Consider the following 15,602-nt stretch of genomic DNA (forward strand, 5'->3'; position numbering starts at 1 on the left):
GAGAGACGGCTCCGGGCAGTCCCGCGGCGCAGGGGAGCGCCCGAGGGGACAGGCGCGGCGGCGGGGCGCCGGGTGTGGGTCTCGCTCAGCTCAGGCATGGGTCACCCACCGTCGCTGTATGCGGGCCATGACTGCGGTGACGGCCATCATCACCGCGAACAGCAGCCACGACAGAGCGGAGCCGCTGCCGACCTGCCCGTAGCGGAAGGACAGGTCGTACACCTCCTCGACGACAGGCCGGGAGGATCCGGCAGGGCCGCCGCCGGTCATCACGAAGACCTGGTCGAACACCTGGAAGCCGTTGATCAGGGAGATGAGCACGATGAAGTAGGTGGAGGGCGAAAGCAGCGGCAGTGTGATGCGCCTGAACCGCTGCCAGGCGCCGGCCCCGTCGATCGTGGCCGCCTCGTACAGTTCCCGGGGAATCTCCTGCAGTCCCGCCAGCAGGACGACCATGACGAATCCGAGGTCCTTCCAAGCCGACGCGAGGATCACCGACGGCAGGGCCCATGTCGGGGATGCCCACCAGTCGGGGGCCGGCAGGCCCACAGCGCCGAGCACCTGGTTAACCAGGCCCCCATTGGGGCTGAGGATCCACTTCCACGTCAGCGACACCGCAACCCAACTGGTGACGACAGGGAGGAAGTAGACGGCCCTCAGGATGCTCCGCCCGCGCATGCGGCGGTTGAGGGCGAGCGCCAGCGCCAGGCCACCCACGTACACGAGCGGCAGATAGCCGGTGATGAAGTAGACGGTATGGGCGAAGGCGGCACGGGTGTCGCCGTCGCCGAGCAGGTGCGTGTAGTTGGCCAGACCCACCCAGTGCATCGGGGACACCAGGTCCCAGGAGTGAAAGCTGATCCACAGGGAGGAGATCATCGGGCAAAGGGTGAACAGGACAAGCGGAACGGCACTCGGCGCCAGAAAGAACAGCACCGCGCCGCGGTTGCGCCACCTGTCACGGCGAGCCGCGCCGGGCACCTGGCCCTTGCCGGAGCGCGCGGACATCCCGGTGACCGTCATGGCAGCCGCCTTCCGGCCTTCTCGCCGCCGAGCGAGGGGACCAGACGATGCGGACGGACATCGCCCACTCCCCCGTCCAAGCAGGCAGCGAGTACGAGAGCGGCGGCCCCCTGCGCCCAGATGGTGTCCGTATACGGCTCTACGGTGATCGCCAGTTCCCGGGCGCGACGGGGCCCGTGGCGTTCGAAGGCCGCGCGGACCCCCGGCTCCCACCAGGACCAGGAGCGCGTCCCCTCCCCCATGACCACGATCTCCTCCGGGTCCAGGACCGCGGTCAGCCCGGCAAGCTGGCGGCCCAGGAGTTCTCCCGCATCACGCAGGACGGCGCGGGCCCGCTCGGCCCGGTCATCGGCTCCGTTCGCGATGTCGGCAAGATCAGCGGGCGTGGCGTCCACGGAGACCAGACCGGCCGCGCATGCGGTGCGCAGCAGGGCGTCATCACTGATCAGGGCTTCCAGGCATCCCTTGTTGCCACACGTGCACAGTGGACCGTCCGGTCGGACCGGGACGTGGCCGAGTTCCCCGGCGCCCCCGTGGGCACCGCGATAGACACGGCCACCTGCGACGACTGCCAGCCCGATGCCGCGGCCGACGGTGACCACCAGGAAGTCGTTCAGACTGCGCCCCCGCCCGTAGAGCCGCTCCGCGCTGCCCAGAGCGTTGACGTCGTTCTCCACCAGGACCGGAAGCCGCAGAGCCGCGCCGAGCATGGGCCCCAGGGGCACCTGCCGCCAGTCCAGCATCGCGGCGTCGACGATCCCGCTGTCCGGACGGTCGACGGTGCCGGGCACGCCCACCCCGATCCCCAGCAGTGGCGGCACGTCGTCGGCCGGCTCGGTGAACGGACGCAGCAGTTCCACGACAGCGGGCACCGCCTCCAGGGCCGTGGCATCGAGGGGAACCGCCACGGTGTCCGTGACCTGCCCGTCCAGACGCATGTCGACCAGCACGACGTGGTCGGCCGCCACCTTGACCCCGAGCGCCCGACCGGCATTGCCGACCAGGCCGATCAGTCGACCGCGCCGGCCTCCCCTGGAGGGCTCCTGTTCGTCGAGCTCTTCGATCACGCCTTGCGTCAGCAGACGCCGCGTCACCTGAGTCACCGTCGCCGGGCTCATACCCAGCTCCCGGGCGAGTGCGGCCCGCGACATCGGCCCGGTCCTGCCCAGTAGCGCCAGCACAGCCGTGCTGGTGAGATCCTCGCCCGCCAACCCGTTCATTCGCCCTCTTTCTTTATCAACTAAAGAAACTTGTCGAAGGTTAGAGGGCGGAAATCAGCCACGTCAACCCCCTGTTTCCGTCAGGTTTCCGATGTGCGCTCAGGGCGCGACGAAGCGCCGGAAGCCTTCTTCAGCTGGGACGGCCTTCCCGCCGCGTGCGGGAGCCCCCGAAGCTGCTTCTGTGAGGCGGCCCGAGGCTTGCGGGTAGGCCCCGGGGGCGGCGCGGGACCGAAGGCGGGCCGTGAGCGCCGTGGTGGACGCGCCGCTTCACCGCGCCGATCCCGCGGGCGGGGCGCACGGCCGGATCGGGCACTGCGTCCGGTGGGCGCGAGCAGCTCGGCGAGGGACCGGCCAGGAACCCACGGGCGATCCGGAGCCTGTGTGACGTCGTGGTCAATGGGCGGCTTGCAGAAGATCTGCGAGCCGGATCGCCGAGACGCGGAGTCCGAGGCCGGCAACGGGGCTCCCGGACGTCTCGCCGAAGCGTGCGGCGATGCCGCGCCAGCCCTTCAGCCGGCCGACCGTGCGCTCGACGGTGCGATCACGATGGGGACCGGCGTCGAAAACGACGGGACGGCCGCCCCGGCCGCCCTGCTCCCGAAGGCCGGCAGCCTGGTCCCCGTTCTCCGGAACGACTCCGTCGATGCGGCGTCTTCACAGCGACGCGTGGTCGGCGCGGGGCACACGGGCCCTAGGACGACGACGGGCGGTAGTCCTGGCCGAGGACGACCAGGACGTCCGCGCTCGAGGTGATCTTGCCCTTGGTGACGGAGCCGGTGGACAGGCCCAGCGTCTTGGCGACCTCGGTGGCGTTCTCCTTGTCGGCGGCGTCCGTGTAGAGCACCTTCGAGGCGGCCGCGGCGGAGGCGGTGCCGCCGTCCAGGAAGGTGAAGCCGCCGTTGAGCAGGACGACGCGGGCCTTCTGGGTGTTGTCCTTCACACCGGTGGCGTTCTGGACGGAGACCCGGACGGCGGCGTCCTTGGCGGGGCTCTTCGCGGTGCCGCCGAGCACGTCCTTGACCACACCGGCGCCGGTCTGCGCGCTGAGGGTGCCGTCGGCCTGGACGGGCAGCAGGGTGGTCTTGTAGTCGCCGCCCTTGGCGAGGTCGGCGAGCTTGGCGAGGAAGGTTCCGAGGTCCTTGTCGGTCAGCGACGGGTCCAGGATCTGCGCCAGGGTCTGCACGGTGGTCGTCGCGGCCGTCGGATCGGAGGACAGCTTGCGCAGCACGCTCTGCATGACCTGCCCGAACCGCTCCAGCTGGGCGTTCTGGGTCTCGCCGGAGGCGCGGTAGGTGGCGTAGGCGACGGCCATCTTGCCGCTGAGGGTCTGGTTCTCGCCGCGGTGCACCAGGAGCGAGGCGCCCTTCTTGCCGGCGGCCGGGTCGGGCACGTCGGTGTCGGTGTCGACCTCGATGTTGCCGACGATGTCGACGAGGTTCTGCAGGTAGGGGGTGTCCAGCCGCCAGGTGCCCTGGATCTCGGTGCCGAGGACGGTGTCGAGGGCGTCGCGGGTGCCGGAGGAGCCGTCGTCCGCGACCGACTTGGCGAGGGTGGTGGTGGAGCCGTCGTCGTCGGTGACGGCGAGCGAGTTGGGCAGCAGGACGGTGGTGCCCCGCTCGGTGGTGGTGTTGTCGACGAGCAGCGCCGTGGAGGTGCCGCCCTTCTTGGTGTTGTGCAGGTGGACGACGATCACGTCGCGGTTCTGCGCCCCCGTGGCCGTCGTCCCGCCGGTCTTGGTGTCCGGGTCGGACAGGCCGGGCAGCTTCCCGGCGGCCCAGAGGTAGCCCACTCCGCCGACCGCGACCAGGGCCAGCACCACGACGAGGGCGATCAGGCGGCTGCGGGCGCGGCGCTTGGCCTCCTCGCGGCGCTCGGTGCGGTTCTCGGTGAAGTTCAGCCAGTCGATGACGTCCTCGGCGTCGCCTTCGGGCTCCTCGACGAACGCGAACTGCTCGGTGCGGTAGTCGCGTTCGGGCGGGGCCGCGGGCTCGTCGACATCGGCGGGGCCGGGCTGCTGCGGGATGTGGGCGGTCTGCTCGGCGACCCGCGGCTGCCGGCCGGTGACCGCGCCGCCCGGCCCCTGTTCCTGTCCCTGCGTCCGGGTCCGGCCCTGTCCCTGTCCTTGGCCCTGGCCCTGGCCCTGCCCGTAGGGGTCGTATCCGCCGTCATGAGGCGTGCCGTAGGGGTCGTAGGAAGGCTCGGGCGGCTGCTGAGCGGTGCCGTAGGGGTCGTACTGCGGCGCCGGCTGCTGGACGCCCGTGGCGTAGGGGTCGTAGCCGTAGCCCTGCTGCGGGGCCTGCGGCTGCGCCTGCCCGTACGGGTCGTAGGCGCCGTACTCCTGCTGCGGAGCCTGCTGGGGGTAGGTCTGCTGCGGAGCCTGCTGGGGCGGGACCTGGCGGTACACAGGCTGCCCGTATTCGTCGTATCCGACGAGCTCGTACTGGTCGCCCCCGTACCCAGCGTCGTATCGGTCGTTCACCGGTAGCCCCTCTCGGCTCACTCGCCGCGGTACAGCTTGCGCTTGTGGATGTAGCGCACGACTCCGTCCGGCACCATGTACCAGATGGGGTCGCCCTTGGCGACTCTCGCACGGCAGTCCGTGGAGGAGATGGCGAGCGCGGGCACCTCGACGAGCGAGACACCGCCCTCGGGCAGCCCGTGGTCCGACAGGTGGTGGCCGGGCCGGGTGCAGCCGATGAAGTGCGCGAGGGAGAACAGTTCCTCGGAGTCCCGCCAGGTCAGGATCTGGCCGAGCGCGTCGGCGCCGGTGATGAAGAACAGGTCCGTGTCGGGGTTGAGGGCGCGCAGGTCGCGCAGCGTGTCCACGGTGTAGGTGGGGCCGCCGCGGTCGATGTCGATGCGGCTCACGGAGAACTGCGGGTTCTCGGCGGTCGCGATGACCGTCATCAGGTAGCGGTCCTCGGCCGGGGAGACGTGACGGTGGGTCTTCTGCCACGGCTGGCCGGTCGGTACGAACACCACCTCGTCGAGGTCGAACTGCGCGGCGACCTCGCTGGCCGCCACCAGGTGCCCGTGGTGGATCGGGTCGAACGTTCCGCCCATGACCCCGAGGCGGCGCTTGCCCGGCTCGGAGCGGCCGTTGCCGTTGCCGGACGGACGGGGTCCGGTGCCGTCGGCCGGGCGGGGTCCGGTGCCGCCCGCCGGGCGGGTCTGCGTGCCGTCGGCCGTGTCGTTCGCCGGACCGGTAGGCGTGTCCTGCTCTCCCATGCGTGCAGACCCTACCGGCCCGGCCCGATGGCTCCGGCCGCCAGTTCCCCGTCAGCGGCCCGCGACGGTGTCAGCGGTCGCGGTTGAAGCGGGTGGTGACCCACAGCAGGAGCAGCAGGATGAGCAGGGCGCTGCCGCCGGTGACATAGGGGCTGAGGCTCTCGTGGTTGCCGCCGTGCTCCTCACCCTCCGCGGCGAGGGTGACCAACTGGGCAGCGGTGCTGTGGAAGCTCATCTCGGCAGGACCTATCGCGTGTGGGCGGGATAAAGACGTCGGCCCATGGTAAGCGGGGGTCCCGCCGGCGATCACGCCGACTCCACCGTTGGGGAGCGTCGGGGAACCCCGGGCGGTGTTCAGTCGTCTTTCCGCTTGTAGCCCCGCAGCAGGAACCAGGCGGTCAGCACGCATCCCACGATCATCACGATCAGTACGACCCGGAGCAGGTTGCCCGCCCCCTGCCGCTGGGCGGCGCTCGTGGCCTCGGCCAGCCAGACGGCCGCGGGCGTGTGCTCCATGAAGACGGACTCCTTCGGTGTGGTGCCGTCCACGGTAACTCCGCCTAGGCTGGGCCCTGCTTCGGGGGCGCGAAGGACCGCACGAGGGACCGTACAGGGCCACTCACACGTACATGGGGGACCAATGTCCGACGACCGCCACCAGAACGACGGGCACGAGAAAGCACCGAGCAGGCAGCGCACACGTTTTCCGGGCATCTCCTCACGCGCCTACGAGCACCCGGCGGACCGCTCCGCGCTGGTGGCGCTGCGCAAGCTGAGCGGCTTCGACACGGTGTTCAAGGCGCTCAGCGGCCTGCTTCCGGAGCGCAGCCTGCGGCTGCTGTTCCTGTCCGACTCGGTGCGCGTGTCCGACCAGCAGTTCGCGCACCTCCACGACATGCTGCGGGACGCCTGTTACATCCTGGACCTGGAGAAGGTCCCGCCGATGTACGTCAACCAGGACCCGCAGCCGAACGCGATGTGCATCGGCCTGGACGAGCCGATCATCGTGGTCACCACGGGCCTCGTCGAGCTGCTGGACGAGGAGGAGATGCGGGCCGTCATCGGGCACGAGGTGGGCCACGCGCTGTCCGGCCACGCCGTGTACCGCACCATCCTGCTGTTCCTGACCAGCCTGGCGGTCCGGGTCGCCTGGATCCCGCTGGGCAACCTCGCGATCATGGCGATCGTGACGGCGCTGCGCGAGTGGTTCCGCAAGTCGGAGCTGTCCGCCGACCGGGCGGGCCTCCTGGTCGGCCAGGACCTGCAGGCGTCGATGCGCGGCCTGATGAAGATCGCGGGCGGCAACCACCTGCACCAGATGAACGTGGACGCGTTCCTGCAGCAGGCCGAGGAGTACGAGGCGGGCGGCGACCTGCGCGACTCCGTGCTGAAGATCCTGAACCTGATGCCGCGCTCCCACCCGTTCACCACCATCCGGGCGGCCGAGCTGAAGAAGTGGGCGGCGTCCCGCGACCACCAGCGGATCATGGACGGCCACTACCCGCGGCGCGACGAGGACAAGGACACGTCGGTCACGGACTCGCTCCGCGAGTCGGCGGCGCACTACTCGAGCAGCGTCAAGAACTCCAAGGACCCGCTGATGAAGCTGGTCAGCGACATCGCCGGCGGGGCGGGGGACCTGGGCGACCGGGTCCGGCGCGGCTTCGGCGGGTTCACGTCCGCTCCCCCGCAGGACCAGCCGCCGAAGGACGGGTCGCCGAAGGACCAGCCGCCGGCCGACGGCCCCGCACAGGACGACGACTGACCCCGAACAGCCGACGACGGCCCGGCCGACCCCGGCAGCCGGCGGGGACGCGGTCCGGCCCGGACGGCCGACCTACGGTCGCGACGGCCTGCGCCTGCGCCTGCCTCTGCGCCTGCCGGAGGCGGTCCGGGCCGCCGGGTCACACCCTCGGCTGGGCGCTCCTCGCCAGGGAGCCGCACAGCGCCGTCGCGCCGTCCGTGGCGTACGGGTCGGTGCCCGCCGGGCCGCCCGCCTTGGCCGTCTGGCCGGCCAGCAGCGGGCGCAGGTGGTTGGCCGAGTCCTCGGCGCAGGACAGCGGCCCGGCCTGCACGTAGGAGACCAGGAGCTGGGCCTGGTGCAGGCGCAGGTCGTCGCGGTCGAAGCGGAAGTGCAGCTCGCGCCGCACGGTGAACAGTGAGGCGTCGGCCTTCGCGCCGGCTCCGGTGGGCCGCAGCGCGTAGACGAAGGTGTGGTCCGCGGTGACCTCGAGGGTGGCGGAGTCGGTCTCGGCGGCCTGCAGCGAGCCCTGCACCCGGATCCTGCCGTCGGCGAGCTCGGCGCCGGTCGGGTCGAAGCGGACCAGCCATCCGGTCGGCTCGTGCCGCCCGTCGGCCGTCGGCCGCGCGAAGCTCTGGTCGAACTGGTCGAGCTGGTCGGCGTCGAGCATGATGCGCACGGGGCGGACGCTCTGCCCGTTGAGCACCTCGGGGTAGAGCGAGGACCGCACGATGTAGTCCTTGGCCGTGGTCAGGGCGGCCACGACCTGGCTGTCGGAGAAGTGCGCGGTGCGCCGCGAGGCGGGCAGCGGTATTCCCTCGGCGCCGACGCGGAACTGCGCGGCGGGGCTGTGCTCGTACAGGTACTCGGGATCGGCGGCTCCGGGCACCTTGCCCTGCGGGGACAGCGGGATCACGGTCATCCGCAGCGGCTCGACGGGCTGCCGCGCGCCCGGGGCCTGGTACGGATGCCGTACGCCCATGTAGATCGCCGTGCCGAAGGCGACGGCGATCAGCATGACGAGGACCAGGGCCTGCCGGGACAGTCCCCGGCGTATGGGCGGTCGGCGGCGTACCGCGGGGGCGTGGTCGGCCATGCGCTCCCGCGCGGAGTACTCCTGCAGGCGGGCAGCACGGACGAACGATTCGTCGAAGACGACGGACCGGTACTCGTCCTCCCCACCCCCGGGGGCGCCCTCGGGTGTCCCCTCAGGTGGGTCTCCAGGCCCTCCCATACCTTTCAGGGTAGGTCTCCCGGCGCTCCGGTAAACGCCCTGGTACACGACAAGTTGTGACGGATTCGGGGGCCAGGACCCTTCCGCCGAGCCCCTGACCGACCCCGGTGGCCCCTAGGGGCTGCGCGGGATGACCGGGACCGCCGGCTGGGAGTGGTCGGCCGACGCCGAGGGAGGCGCCGCGCCGCTCTGCTCCAGGCCGGTCGAGGCGGGCGACGGCACCTGGTCCTCACGGCTGGAGGAGGCGCCCCGGTAGACGGCCGCGAAGGCCAGGGCGACCATGCCGATCCCCATCACCAGGGCGAGCATCCAGGCGACCGGGCGATGCCAGCGGACCTGCCTGCCGTACGGCCCGTAGCGGCCCTCGAAGGCGTCAGGGTCGTCCAGATCGTCGAATTCCGGATCATGACCGAAACCGGCGCGGCCGTAGCCGTCCTGGTAGCGCTCGCCTCTGCCGTGGGTCCGGCGGGCCTCCGCCTCGGAGGCCTCCGCTCTCGCCTGGGCGGCGGCCAGGAGGCGCTCCACGGCGGTCGGCTCGTGCACCGCGGCCGCTCGTACGAAGGCCTCGTCGAAGACCACGGAGGCGAACTCTTCGTCCGACACCCCGCGGTCGTGGTCGTCGTCGGGCTCCCAGCCGTCAGGGAACGGCGTGCCCCCCACGTCCTCCGGCACGGATCCAGAGTAGACCTGGGGGGTCATTTTGGGCAGACGGTATGGAAATTCATCCGCCTGATGAGACGCCTGCCCGGGGTGAGGGCGCGTACCGGACGCGCGTGCCGACCGCATATGCGCCCCCGTCGACGCGCCCCTGCCGGGGCCCTTCTCAGCGCCGCACGTGACCGTCCCCGGTGACGATGTACTTGGTGCTGGTCAGCTCCGGCAGGCCCATCGGGCCGCGCGCGTGCAGCTTCTGCGTGGAGATGCCGATCTCGGCGCCGAAGCCGAACTGGCCGCCGTCGGTGAAGCGGGTGGAGGCGTTCACGGCGACCGTGGTGGAGTCGACCAGCTGGGTGAAGCGGCGGGCGGCCTGCTGCGAGGTGGTGACGATCGCCTCGGTGTGGCCGGAGGTCCACAGCCGGATGTGCTCGACGGCCTTGTCCAGCGAGTCCACCACCGCGGCGGCGATGTCGTAGGAGAGGTACTCGGTCTCCCAGTCCTCGGCCGTGGCCTCGACGACGGTCGCCGAGGAGTCCTTGGCGTAGGCCATCACGCGCTCGTCGGCGTGGACCGTGACCCCGGCGTCCGCGAGGGCGTCGAGGGCGCGCGGCAGGAACTCGGCGGCGATGTCCTGGTGGACGAGGAGGGTCTCGGCGGCGTTGCAGACGCTGACCCGCTGCGCCTTGGAGTTGATCAGGATGTCGACGGCCATGTCGATGTCGGCGTGGGCGTCGACGTAGACGTGGCAGTTGCCGGTGCCGGTCTCGATGACGGGGACGGTGGACTCGTTGACCACCGTCCGGATCAGCGAGGCGCCGCCGCGCGGGATGAGGACGTCGACCAGGCCGCGGGCGCGCATCAGCTCGCGCACGCTCTCCCGGCTCTCGCCGGGCACCAGTTGCACGGCGTCGGCGGGCAGACCAGCGCCGCCGACGGCGTCGCGGAGGACCCGCACCAGGGCGGTGTTCGACTCGTAGGCGGAGGCCGAGCCGCGCAGCAGGACGGCGTTGCCGGACTTCAGGCACAGGGCGGCGGCGTCGACGGTGACGTTCGGGCGGGCCTCGTAGATGATGCCGACGACGCCGAGCGGGACCCGGACCTGGCGCAGGTCGATGCCGTTGGGGAGGGTGGAGCCGCGGACCACCTCGCCGACCGGGTCGGGCAGCGCCACGACGTCCCGGACGTCGGAGGCGATGGCGCGCACCCGCTCGGGGGTGAGCGTGAGCCGGTCGACGATCGCCTCGCTGGTGCCGGCCTCGCGCGCCTTGGCCACGTCCTTGGCGTTGGCCTCGATGATCTCGCTCGTACGGACCTCCAGCGCGTCCGCGATGGCGAGCAGCGCGTCGTCCTTCACCGCGCGCGGCAGCGGGGCGAGGTCGGCGGCGGCGGCTTTGGCGCGGTAGGCGGCCTGGGTGACCGGGGACATGGAGTCGTACGGCGAAAGCGTGGTCATGCCCGCAGCGTAGTGCTCCGCACGCGCGCGTTCACGGCTCATCCCACGCATCGAGACGGGTTCAAAAGGGATGAACTCCCACCGACGACGCGGGCGGCGGGCCGTAGCCCTCGGCGACGCGCTGGTGGTAGGTCTCGCGGTCGACGACCTCCAGGCCGACGATCTCCCAGGGCGGCAGCTTGGCGGTCTGCCGGTGCTCGCCCCACAGGCGCAGGGCCACGGCGGCGGCGTCGTGCAGGTCGCGGGCCTCCTCCCAGTAGCGGATCTCGGCGTGGTCGCCCGCGTACCTGCTGGTGAGCAGGAAGGGGTGGTCGTGGGCGAGCTGTTCGAGGCCGCGCCGCACCTCGGTCAGGGGCGCCTGGGCGCCGGAGACGCTGAGGGTGACGTGCCACAGGCGCGGCAGGTCCGCCGGTTCCTCGTAGCGGCCGCCCGCGGCGACGCTGGTCAGAGCGCGTTCGCCGGCGGCCGTGCGGAAGGGGGCGCCGCCGGCGCCGGCACTGCGGGACGCCGTCCCAGGGCGCACTCGTCTCACGACGGCCTCCTTTACGCAGGGTCGAGCAGTGCTCGTGCGGAATGTGTCCCTGGGTCAAAGTTGAGCAGGCCGCAGACCGTCGTGTGGCACTTTTGCGGAACGTCCACCACCGGGAGCGGACGTTTCGGGCGTTTACGGGTGCAGGACCACCAGGTCGTCCCTGTGTACGACCTCCCGCTCGTAGGCCGGGCCGAGTTCCCGGGCCAGTTCGCGTGTCGAGCGGCCGAGCAGCTGGGGGATCTCCTTGGCGTCAAAGTTGACCAGCCCACGCGCCACCGCACGCCCCTCGGTGTCGCGCAGTTCGACCGGGTCACCGGCGCTGAAGTCGCCCTCGACGGCGGCGATCCCGGCCGGCAGCAGCGACTTGCGCCGGTCCACGACCGCGCGCACCGCGCCGTCGTCCAGGGTCAGCGCACCCTGCGGGGTGGACGCGTGCTGCAGCCACAGCAGCCGGTCGGCGGAGCGCCTGCCGGTGGGGTGGAAGTAGGTGCCGGTGTCGCCGCCGGACAGCGCCTCGGCTGCGTGGACGGCGCTGGTCAGCACGACGGGGATGCCGGCGGCGGCGGCGATCCCGGCGGCCTCGACCTTGGTGACCATGCCGCCGGTGCCGACGCCCGCCTTGCCGGCGCTGCCGATCTCGACGCCCGCGAGGTCGGCGGGCCCGCGCACCTCGGCTATCCGCGAGGTGCCCGGCCGGGACGGGTCGCCGTCGTACACGCCGTCCACGTCGGACAGCAGCACCAGCAGGTCGGCGTGGACCAGGTGGGCGACGAGGGCGGCGAGGCGGTCGTTGTCGCCGAAGCGGATCTCGTCGGTGGCGACGGTGTCGTTCTCGTTCACCACCGGGAAGGCGCCCATGGCGAGCAGCTTGTCGAGGGTGCGGGAGGCGTTGCGGTGGTGGGCGCGCCGGCTCATGTCGTCGGAGGTGAGCAGGACCTGGCCAACGCGGACGCCGTAGCGGGCGAAGGAGGCGGTGTAGCGGGCGACGAGCAGGCCCTGTCCGACGCTGGCGGCGGCCTGCTGGCGGGCCAGGTCCCGGGGGCGGCGGCGCAGGCCGAGCGGGGCGAGCCCGGCGGCGATGGCGCCGGAGGAGACCAGGACGATCTCCCGCTCCCCCTGGTCGCGGCTCTTGGCGAGCACGTTGACGAGCGCGTCCACACGGTCGGCGTCCAGGCCGCCCGACGCCGTGGTGAGCGACGAGGACCCCACCTTGACGACGACCCTGCGGGCCTCGCGCACGCCCTGCCTTGCCGTGCTCACCTCGGTTGTCATCCCCTCGCGTTCGCGCACTCCACCACCAGGCAATCTACGCGAAGGGGGCCGCTCGCCGCGCGGCGGTCCAGTCCCCGGACAGGCGTCGGGTGACGGCTCGTTCACACGCCGTGAAGGGCAAAAAGGTTGCGCTGGTTGCTTATAGAAGTTAAAGACCTGACCAACATATTTTGAACACCGTGCCACAGAAGACAGTTCGCCCCGCCAAGCGCATCCTCATCCGCTCGGGCAAGAGCCCGTACGACGCCGTGCCCGTGGAGGAGGCCCTCCATCGGGACGTGATCGCCACCAACGCCGGAAACCTGATCTTCAGTGACGCGGCTCACAAGATCCTCGAGGCGCCGGGGACCGAGGTCGTCTCGAACGGCATACAGGCGCACGCGGCCGAGGCGGCCCGCATCAACGAGGAGTACGACGTCTTCGTGGTGCCCCTCGCCAACGCCTTCCGGCCGTCGTTCGAGGCCGGGTTGCAGCGGCTCACCCGGCTGATCAGCCGACTGCGGATCCCGGTGGTGGTGCTGGGCATCGGCGCGCAGGCCGGGCTGAACTACAACGCGGCACGGCTGAAGCCGATGGAGCAGACCGTGCGGGCGTTCGTCTCCGCGGTGCTCGACCGCAGCGCCTCGATCGGGGTGCGCGGCGAGTTCACCGAGAAATACCTCAAGGACCTGGGCTACCGGAACGTCGAGGTCATCGGCTGCCCGTCGCTGTTCCTGCACGGCAAGGAACTCGCCGTGGACAAGCGGGTGGCGGAGCTGACCGCCGACTCCCGCATCGCGGTCAACGGCTCGCACAACGCGGTGCAGAAGCAGGGACTGGGCAAGGTCATCACCCGTACCCACGCCCGCTACCCGAACCTGCGCTTCATCGGGCAGAACCTCAGCGACGCACGGCAGTTGCACTGGCGGGACCTGTCGGACCCGAACGCGGCGGTGACGGCGATGCCGACCCACCCCGACCACCCGATGTACCGGGAGGACAAGGTCCGCGTCTACGTCGACCCGGTCACCTGGATCGAGGACCTGCGCGGCTTCGACTTCTCCTTCGGCTCCCGCATCCACGGCAACATCGCCGCGCTGCTCGCGGGCACGCCGGCGACCGTGCTGTGCGGCGACTCACGGACGCTGGAGCTGTGCCGCTACTTCGGCATCCCGCACCACCGGATGGACCGGCTGCCCGACGACGTCGACCCCGCAAGGCTCTACGCGGAGGCCGACTTCACCGCGCTGACCGGCGGCCACCTGGAGCGCTTCGAGCGGTTCACCGCGTTCCTGGAGCGCAACGGCCTGGAGAACACCTTCACGCACGGCGACGGCGGCGCCGCCTTCGAGACCCGCATGCGCTCCCTGAGCTTCCCGCCCGGCATCCGGCCGTGGAACGAGACCGACGTCACCTCGCTCGCCTCGCGGTTCGGCTGGCTGCACCACCGGGTCGCCGAACTGACCGCGGAGAACGACCGCTTGCAGCGCGAGCTGAAGCGCGCGGAGAGCGGCCGACCGGCCACCGCGACGGGGGCGACGTCCGTGTACCGCAAGGCCCGGAGGGTGGTCGGCCGTCCCATCCGCCGGGCCCTGCAGTCCGGTCGCCAGTAGCGGCTACGCCGCAGCGGCCGTCCCGCCGGGGGTCGTGAGTACCCGGCGGGCCTTCCGTACGGCCCTGCGCAGCACGGAGTCGGCGGAACCCTCCCGGTAGCCGGGGAAGGCGCGGGCCTCGCGGGGGGCGGCGAGGTAGACGGAGTCCGGGACGCCCGCGCGCTCGTCGCGGAAGTGCGGGTAGGCGAGGTAGAGGCGGCGGCCCTTCTTCTCCAGCAGGGCCGCCGCCTGCTTCTTGTCCTTGACGAACCGCACCACCTCGGTGAGGAGTTCGGGACGCTGCTCGGCCACCAGGTGGAGCCGGAGGCGTTCCTCGACCTTGAGGCGGCGGGCGACGCCTTCGGTCCAGTACTTCTCGGTCAGCGGCCGCGCCAGCTCGAGCTTGTGCCGTCGTACCTCCTCGCTGTCCTTGAGGTACTTGGGCCCGAACTGCGGCAGCAGGGTGACCAGGAAGGGCCGGATCATGAGCGCGTCGCGCCGTTCGCCGGCCGGGACGTGCTCGGCTATCAGGTTCATCAGGGCGCGGGCGGAGTCGAAGCGCAGGGTGTAACTCCCGCTCTTGGTCACGTGCTTGCCGTCCGCGCGGCCCACCAGGTAGTAGCAGGTGTGGTCGGCCACCACCGAGACGCCGTTCGCCCGCAGGTAGGCCTCCATCGTGAACAGCGCGTCCTCGCCGGTCCACAGGGACTCGTCGAAGCGCATGCCGTGCCGCTCCAGGAAGTCGCGGCGGAACAGCTTCTGCGCGCTGAGCGTGAACTTGATGTTGGAGGAGAAGACGTCCGTACGGTCCAGGGTCCTGCCCCACATCGACTGCGGCGGCTTGCGGTTGACGCCCTCGACCCGGCCGAGCACCACGTCGGTGCCATTGCGGTCGGCCATCGCCACCATGCGCTCCAGCGCCTCGGCGCCGAGCCGGTCGTCGGCGTCGAGGAAGAAGACGTAGCGCCCGGCCGCCTTCCCGAGACCGACGTTGCGCGGGCCGCTGGGCCCGCCGGAGTTGTCCTGCCGGATCACCGTCACCGGCATGGGCGCGCGGCCGGCGAACTCCTCCAGGTACTCCCCCGTACCGTCCGTCGAGCCGTCGTCGACCGCGATGACCTCCATGCGTGCCGGGTCGATGGTCTGCGACTCGACGGAGGCCAGGCAGTCGATCAGATAAGGCATCGCCTCGTACGCCCCGATGATCACACTGACATCAGGCTGCGCGACGCTCACGGTTCCCCCTTGGTCAAAGGTGTATTTCCCCCGTATCGGCATATTCGCAACCTGTTAGACGGCGGACCGCCCGAGGAGGTTGCCTCACGACTCGGAATGAGTGACGCACGTCACCTGACACGCGGACTTGACGCGCGGTCCGTGACGGCCCCACCAGGCCGGACACCCTGACAGTACGGACGGCGGGTGAGAGCCGCTCAGCGAGCGGTACGAGGAAGCGGTAAGAGAAGCGGCAAGAGAGAAGCGGCAAGAGACGGGAAAGGGCCCGGGGGGGGGGGGGGGGGGGGGGGGGGGGGGGGGGGGGGGTGTGTGGGGGGGGGGGGGGGGGGGGGGGGGGGGGGGGGGGGGGGGTGTCGGGGGGGGGGGGGGGGGGGTGGGGGCCCCCCCCCCGCGGGGAAGAACGACCCCGGGCCGGCCGCTCGCGGGGCCGTCCTC

14 protein-coding genes are annotated in these 15,602 nt (G+C 71.4%); 2 read left to right on the forward strand and 12 right to left on the reverse strand.

Annotation, left to right across the window (positions count from 1 at the left end):
• Positions 1 to 90: 90 nt before the first annotated feature.
• From ACZ5GT_RS11955 to ACZ5GT_RS11980, 6 genes are all read right to left on the reverse strand, one after another.
• A complete protein-coding gene (locus ACZ5GT_RS11955; RefSeq protein WP_469019612.1) occupies positions 91 to 1,023 on the reverse strand; it encodes a carbohydrate ABC transporter permease in 933 nt (310 codons plus the stop codon).
• Positions 1,020 to 2,243: an ROK family protein gene (locus ACZ5GT_RS11960; RefSeq protein ID WP_469019619.1), complete on the reverse strand. Its 1,224-nt coding sequence runs from the start codon at positions 2,241 to 2,243 to the stop codon at positions 1,020 to 1,022. The genes ACZ5GT_RS11955 and ACZ5GT_RS11960 overlap by 4 nt, the downstream gene beginning before the upstream one ends.
• Positions 2,244 to 2,934: 691 nt before the next feature.
• Positions 2,935 to 4,722, reverse strand: a complete 1,788-nt coding sequence (locus tag ACZ5GT_RS11965; protein WP_469019625.1) for an LCP family protein — start codon at positions 4,720 to 4,722, stop codon at positions 2,935 to 2,937.
• Between the two features lie 17 nt (positions 4,723 to 4,739).
• Entirely contained in the window at positions 4,740 to 5,471 is a 732-nt protein-coding gene (gene nadD / locus ACZ5GT_RS11970; RefSeq protein WP_469019632.1) for a nicotinate-nucleotide adenylyltransferase, read from the reverse strand.
• A 70-nt stretch (positions 5,472 to 5,541) separates the two neighbouring features.
• Positions 5,542 to 5,706, reverse strand: coding sequence for a hypothetical protein (locus ACZ5GT_RS11975; RefSeq protein WP_324785662.1), 165 nt, complete (start codon positions 5,704 to 5,706; stop codon positions 5,542 to 5,544).
• A gap of 119 nt (positions 5,707 to 5,825) precedes the next feature.
• Complete coding sequence (locus tag ACZ5GT_RS11980; RefSeq protein ID WP_469019688.1) at positions 5,826 to 6,020, reverse strand: hypothetical protein; 195 nt, start codon at positions 6,018 to 6,020, stop codon at positions 5,826 to 5,828.
• 91 nt (positions 6,021 to 6,111) lie between these two features.
• On the opposite strand from ACZ5GT_RS11980, the gene ACZ5GT_RS11985 reads away from it, so the two are divergent.
• On the forward strand, positions 6,112 to 7,236 hold the full coding sequence (locus tag ACZ5GT_RS11985; protein WP_469019636.1) for a M48 family metallopeptidase: 1,125 nt from the start codon (positions 6,112 to 6,114) through the stop codon (positions 7,234 to 7,236).
• A 139-nt stretch (positions 7,237 to 7,375) separates the two neighbouring features.
• Here ACZ5GT_RS11985 and ACZ5GT_RS11990 read toward each other — a convergent pair whose 3' ends face one another.
• The 5 genes from ACZ5GT_RS11990 to proB all read right to left on the reverse strand — a co-directional run bounded on the left by ACZ5GT_RS11990 (position 7,376) and on the right by proB (position 12,327).
• Positions 7,376 to 8,446 carry an SCO2583 family membrane protein gene (locus tag ACZ5GT_RS11990; RefSeq protein WP_469019639.1) on the reverse strand — a complete coding sequence of 357 codons (1,071 nt, stop codon included), beginning with the start codon at positions 8,444 to 8,446 and terminating at the stop codon, positions 7,376 to 7,378.
• 114 nt (positions 8,447 to 8,560) lie between these two features.
• The gene (locus ACZ5GT_RS11995) at positions 8,561 to 9,118 is read right to left on the reverse strand and encodes an SCO2584 family spore wall biosynthesis protein (protein WP_469019642.1); all 558 of its coding nucleotides are present in this window, start codon (positions 9,116 to 9,118) and stop codon (positions 8,561 to 8,563) included.
• Between the two features lie 151 nt (positions 9,119 to 9,269).
• Positions 9,270 to 10,556 carry a glutamate-5-semialdehyde dehydrogenase gene (locus ACZ5GT_RS12000; protein ID WP_469019645.1) on the reverse strand — a complete coding sequence of 429 codons (1,287 nt, stop codon included), beginning with the start codon at positions 10,554 to 10,556 and terminating at the stop codon, positions 9,270 to 9,272.
• Between the two features lie 61 nt (positions 10,557 to 10,617).
• Positions 10,618 to 11,079 carry a hypothetical protein gene (locus tag ACZ5GT_RS12005; RefSeq protein WP_469019672.1) on the reverse strand — a complete coding sequence of 154 codons (462 nt, stop codon included), beginning with the start codon at positions 11,077 to 11,079 and terminating at the stop codon, positions 10,618 to 10,620.
• Positions 11,080 to 11,220: 141 nt separating this feature from the next.
• Positions 11,221 to 12,327, reverse strand: coding sequence for a glutamate 5-kinase (gene proB, locus ACZ5GT_RS12010; RefSeq protein WP_469019679.1), 1,107 nt, complete (start codon positions 12,325 to 12,327; stop codon positions 11,221 to 11,223).
• A gap of 212 nt (positions 12,328 to 12,539) precedes the next feature.
• On the opposite strand from proB, the gene ACZ5GT_RS12015 reads away from it, so the two are divergent.
• The gene (locus ACZ5GT_RS12015) at positions 12,540 to 13,952 is read left to right on the forward strand and encodes a polysaccharide pyruvyl transferase family protein (protein ID WP_469019652.1); all 1,413 of its coding nucleotides are present in this window, start codon (positions 12,540 to 12,542) and stop codon (positions 13,950 to 13,952) included.
• 3 nt (positions 13,953 to 13,955) lie between these two features.
• Here ACZ5GT_RS12015 and ACZ5GT_RS12020 read toward each other — a convergent pair whose 3' ends face one another.
• Positions 13,956 to 15,167, reverse strand: coding sequence for a glycosyltransferase family 2 protein (locus ACZ5GT_RS12020; RefSeq protein WP_469019655.1), 1,212 nt, complete (start codon positions 15,165 to 15,167; stop codon positions 13,956 to 13,958).
• Positions 15,168 to 15,602 lie beyond the last annotated feature (435 nt).

The organism is Streptomyces sp. NPDC031340, from assembly GCF_055569945.1.

Bases quoted from the DNA above. Each gene is read 5' to 3' on its own strand.
- ACZ5GT_RS11955 (WP_469019612.1), bottom strand. From the start codon at position 1,023: ATGACGGTCACCGGGATGTCCGCGCGCTCCGGCAAGGGCCAGGTGCCC.
- ACZ5GT_RS11960 (WP_469019619.1), bottom strand. From the start codon at position 2,243: ATGAACGGGTTGGCGGGCGAGGATCTCACCAGCACGGCTGTGCTGGCG.
- nadD (WP_469019632.1), bottom strand. From the start codon at position 5,471: ATGGGAGAGCAGGACACGCCTACCGGTCCGGCGAACGACACGGCCGAC.
- ACZ5GT_RS11975 (WP_324785662.1), bottom strand. From the start codon at position 5,706: ATGAGCTTCCACAGCACCGCTGCCCAGTTGGTCACCCTCGCCGCGGAG.
- ACZ5GT_RS11985 (WP_469019636.1), top strand. From the start codon at position 6,112: ATGTCCGACGACCGCCACCAGAACGACGGGCACGAGAAAGCACCGAGC.
- ACZ5GT_RS11990 (WP_469019639.1), bottom strand. From the start codon at position 8,446: ATGGGAGGGCCTGGAGACCCACCTGAGGGGACACCCGAGGGCGCCCCC.
- ACZ5GT_RS12000 (WP_469019645.1), bottom strand. From the start codon at position 10,556: ATGACCACGCTTTCGCCGTACGACTCCATGTCCCCGGTCACCCAGGCC.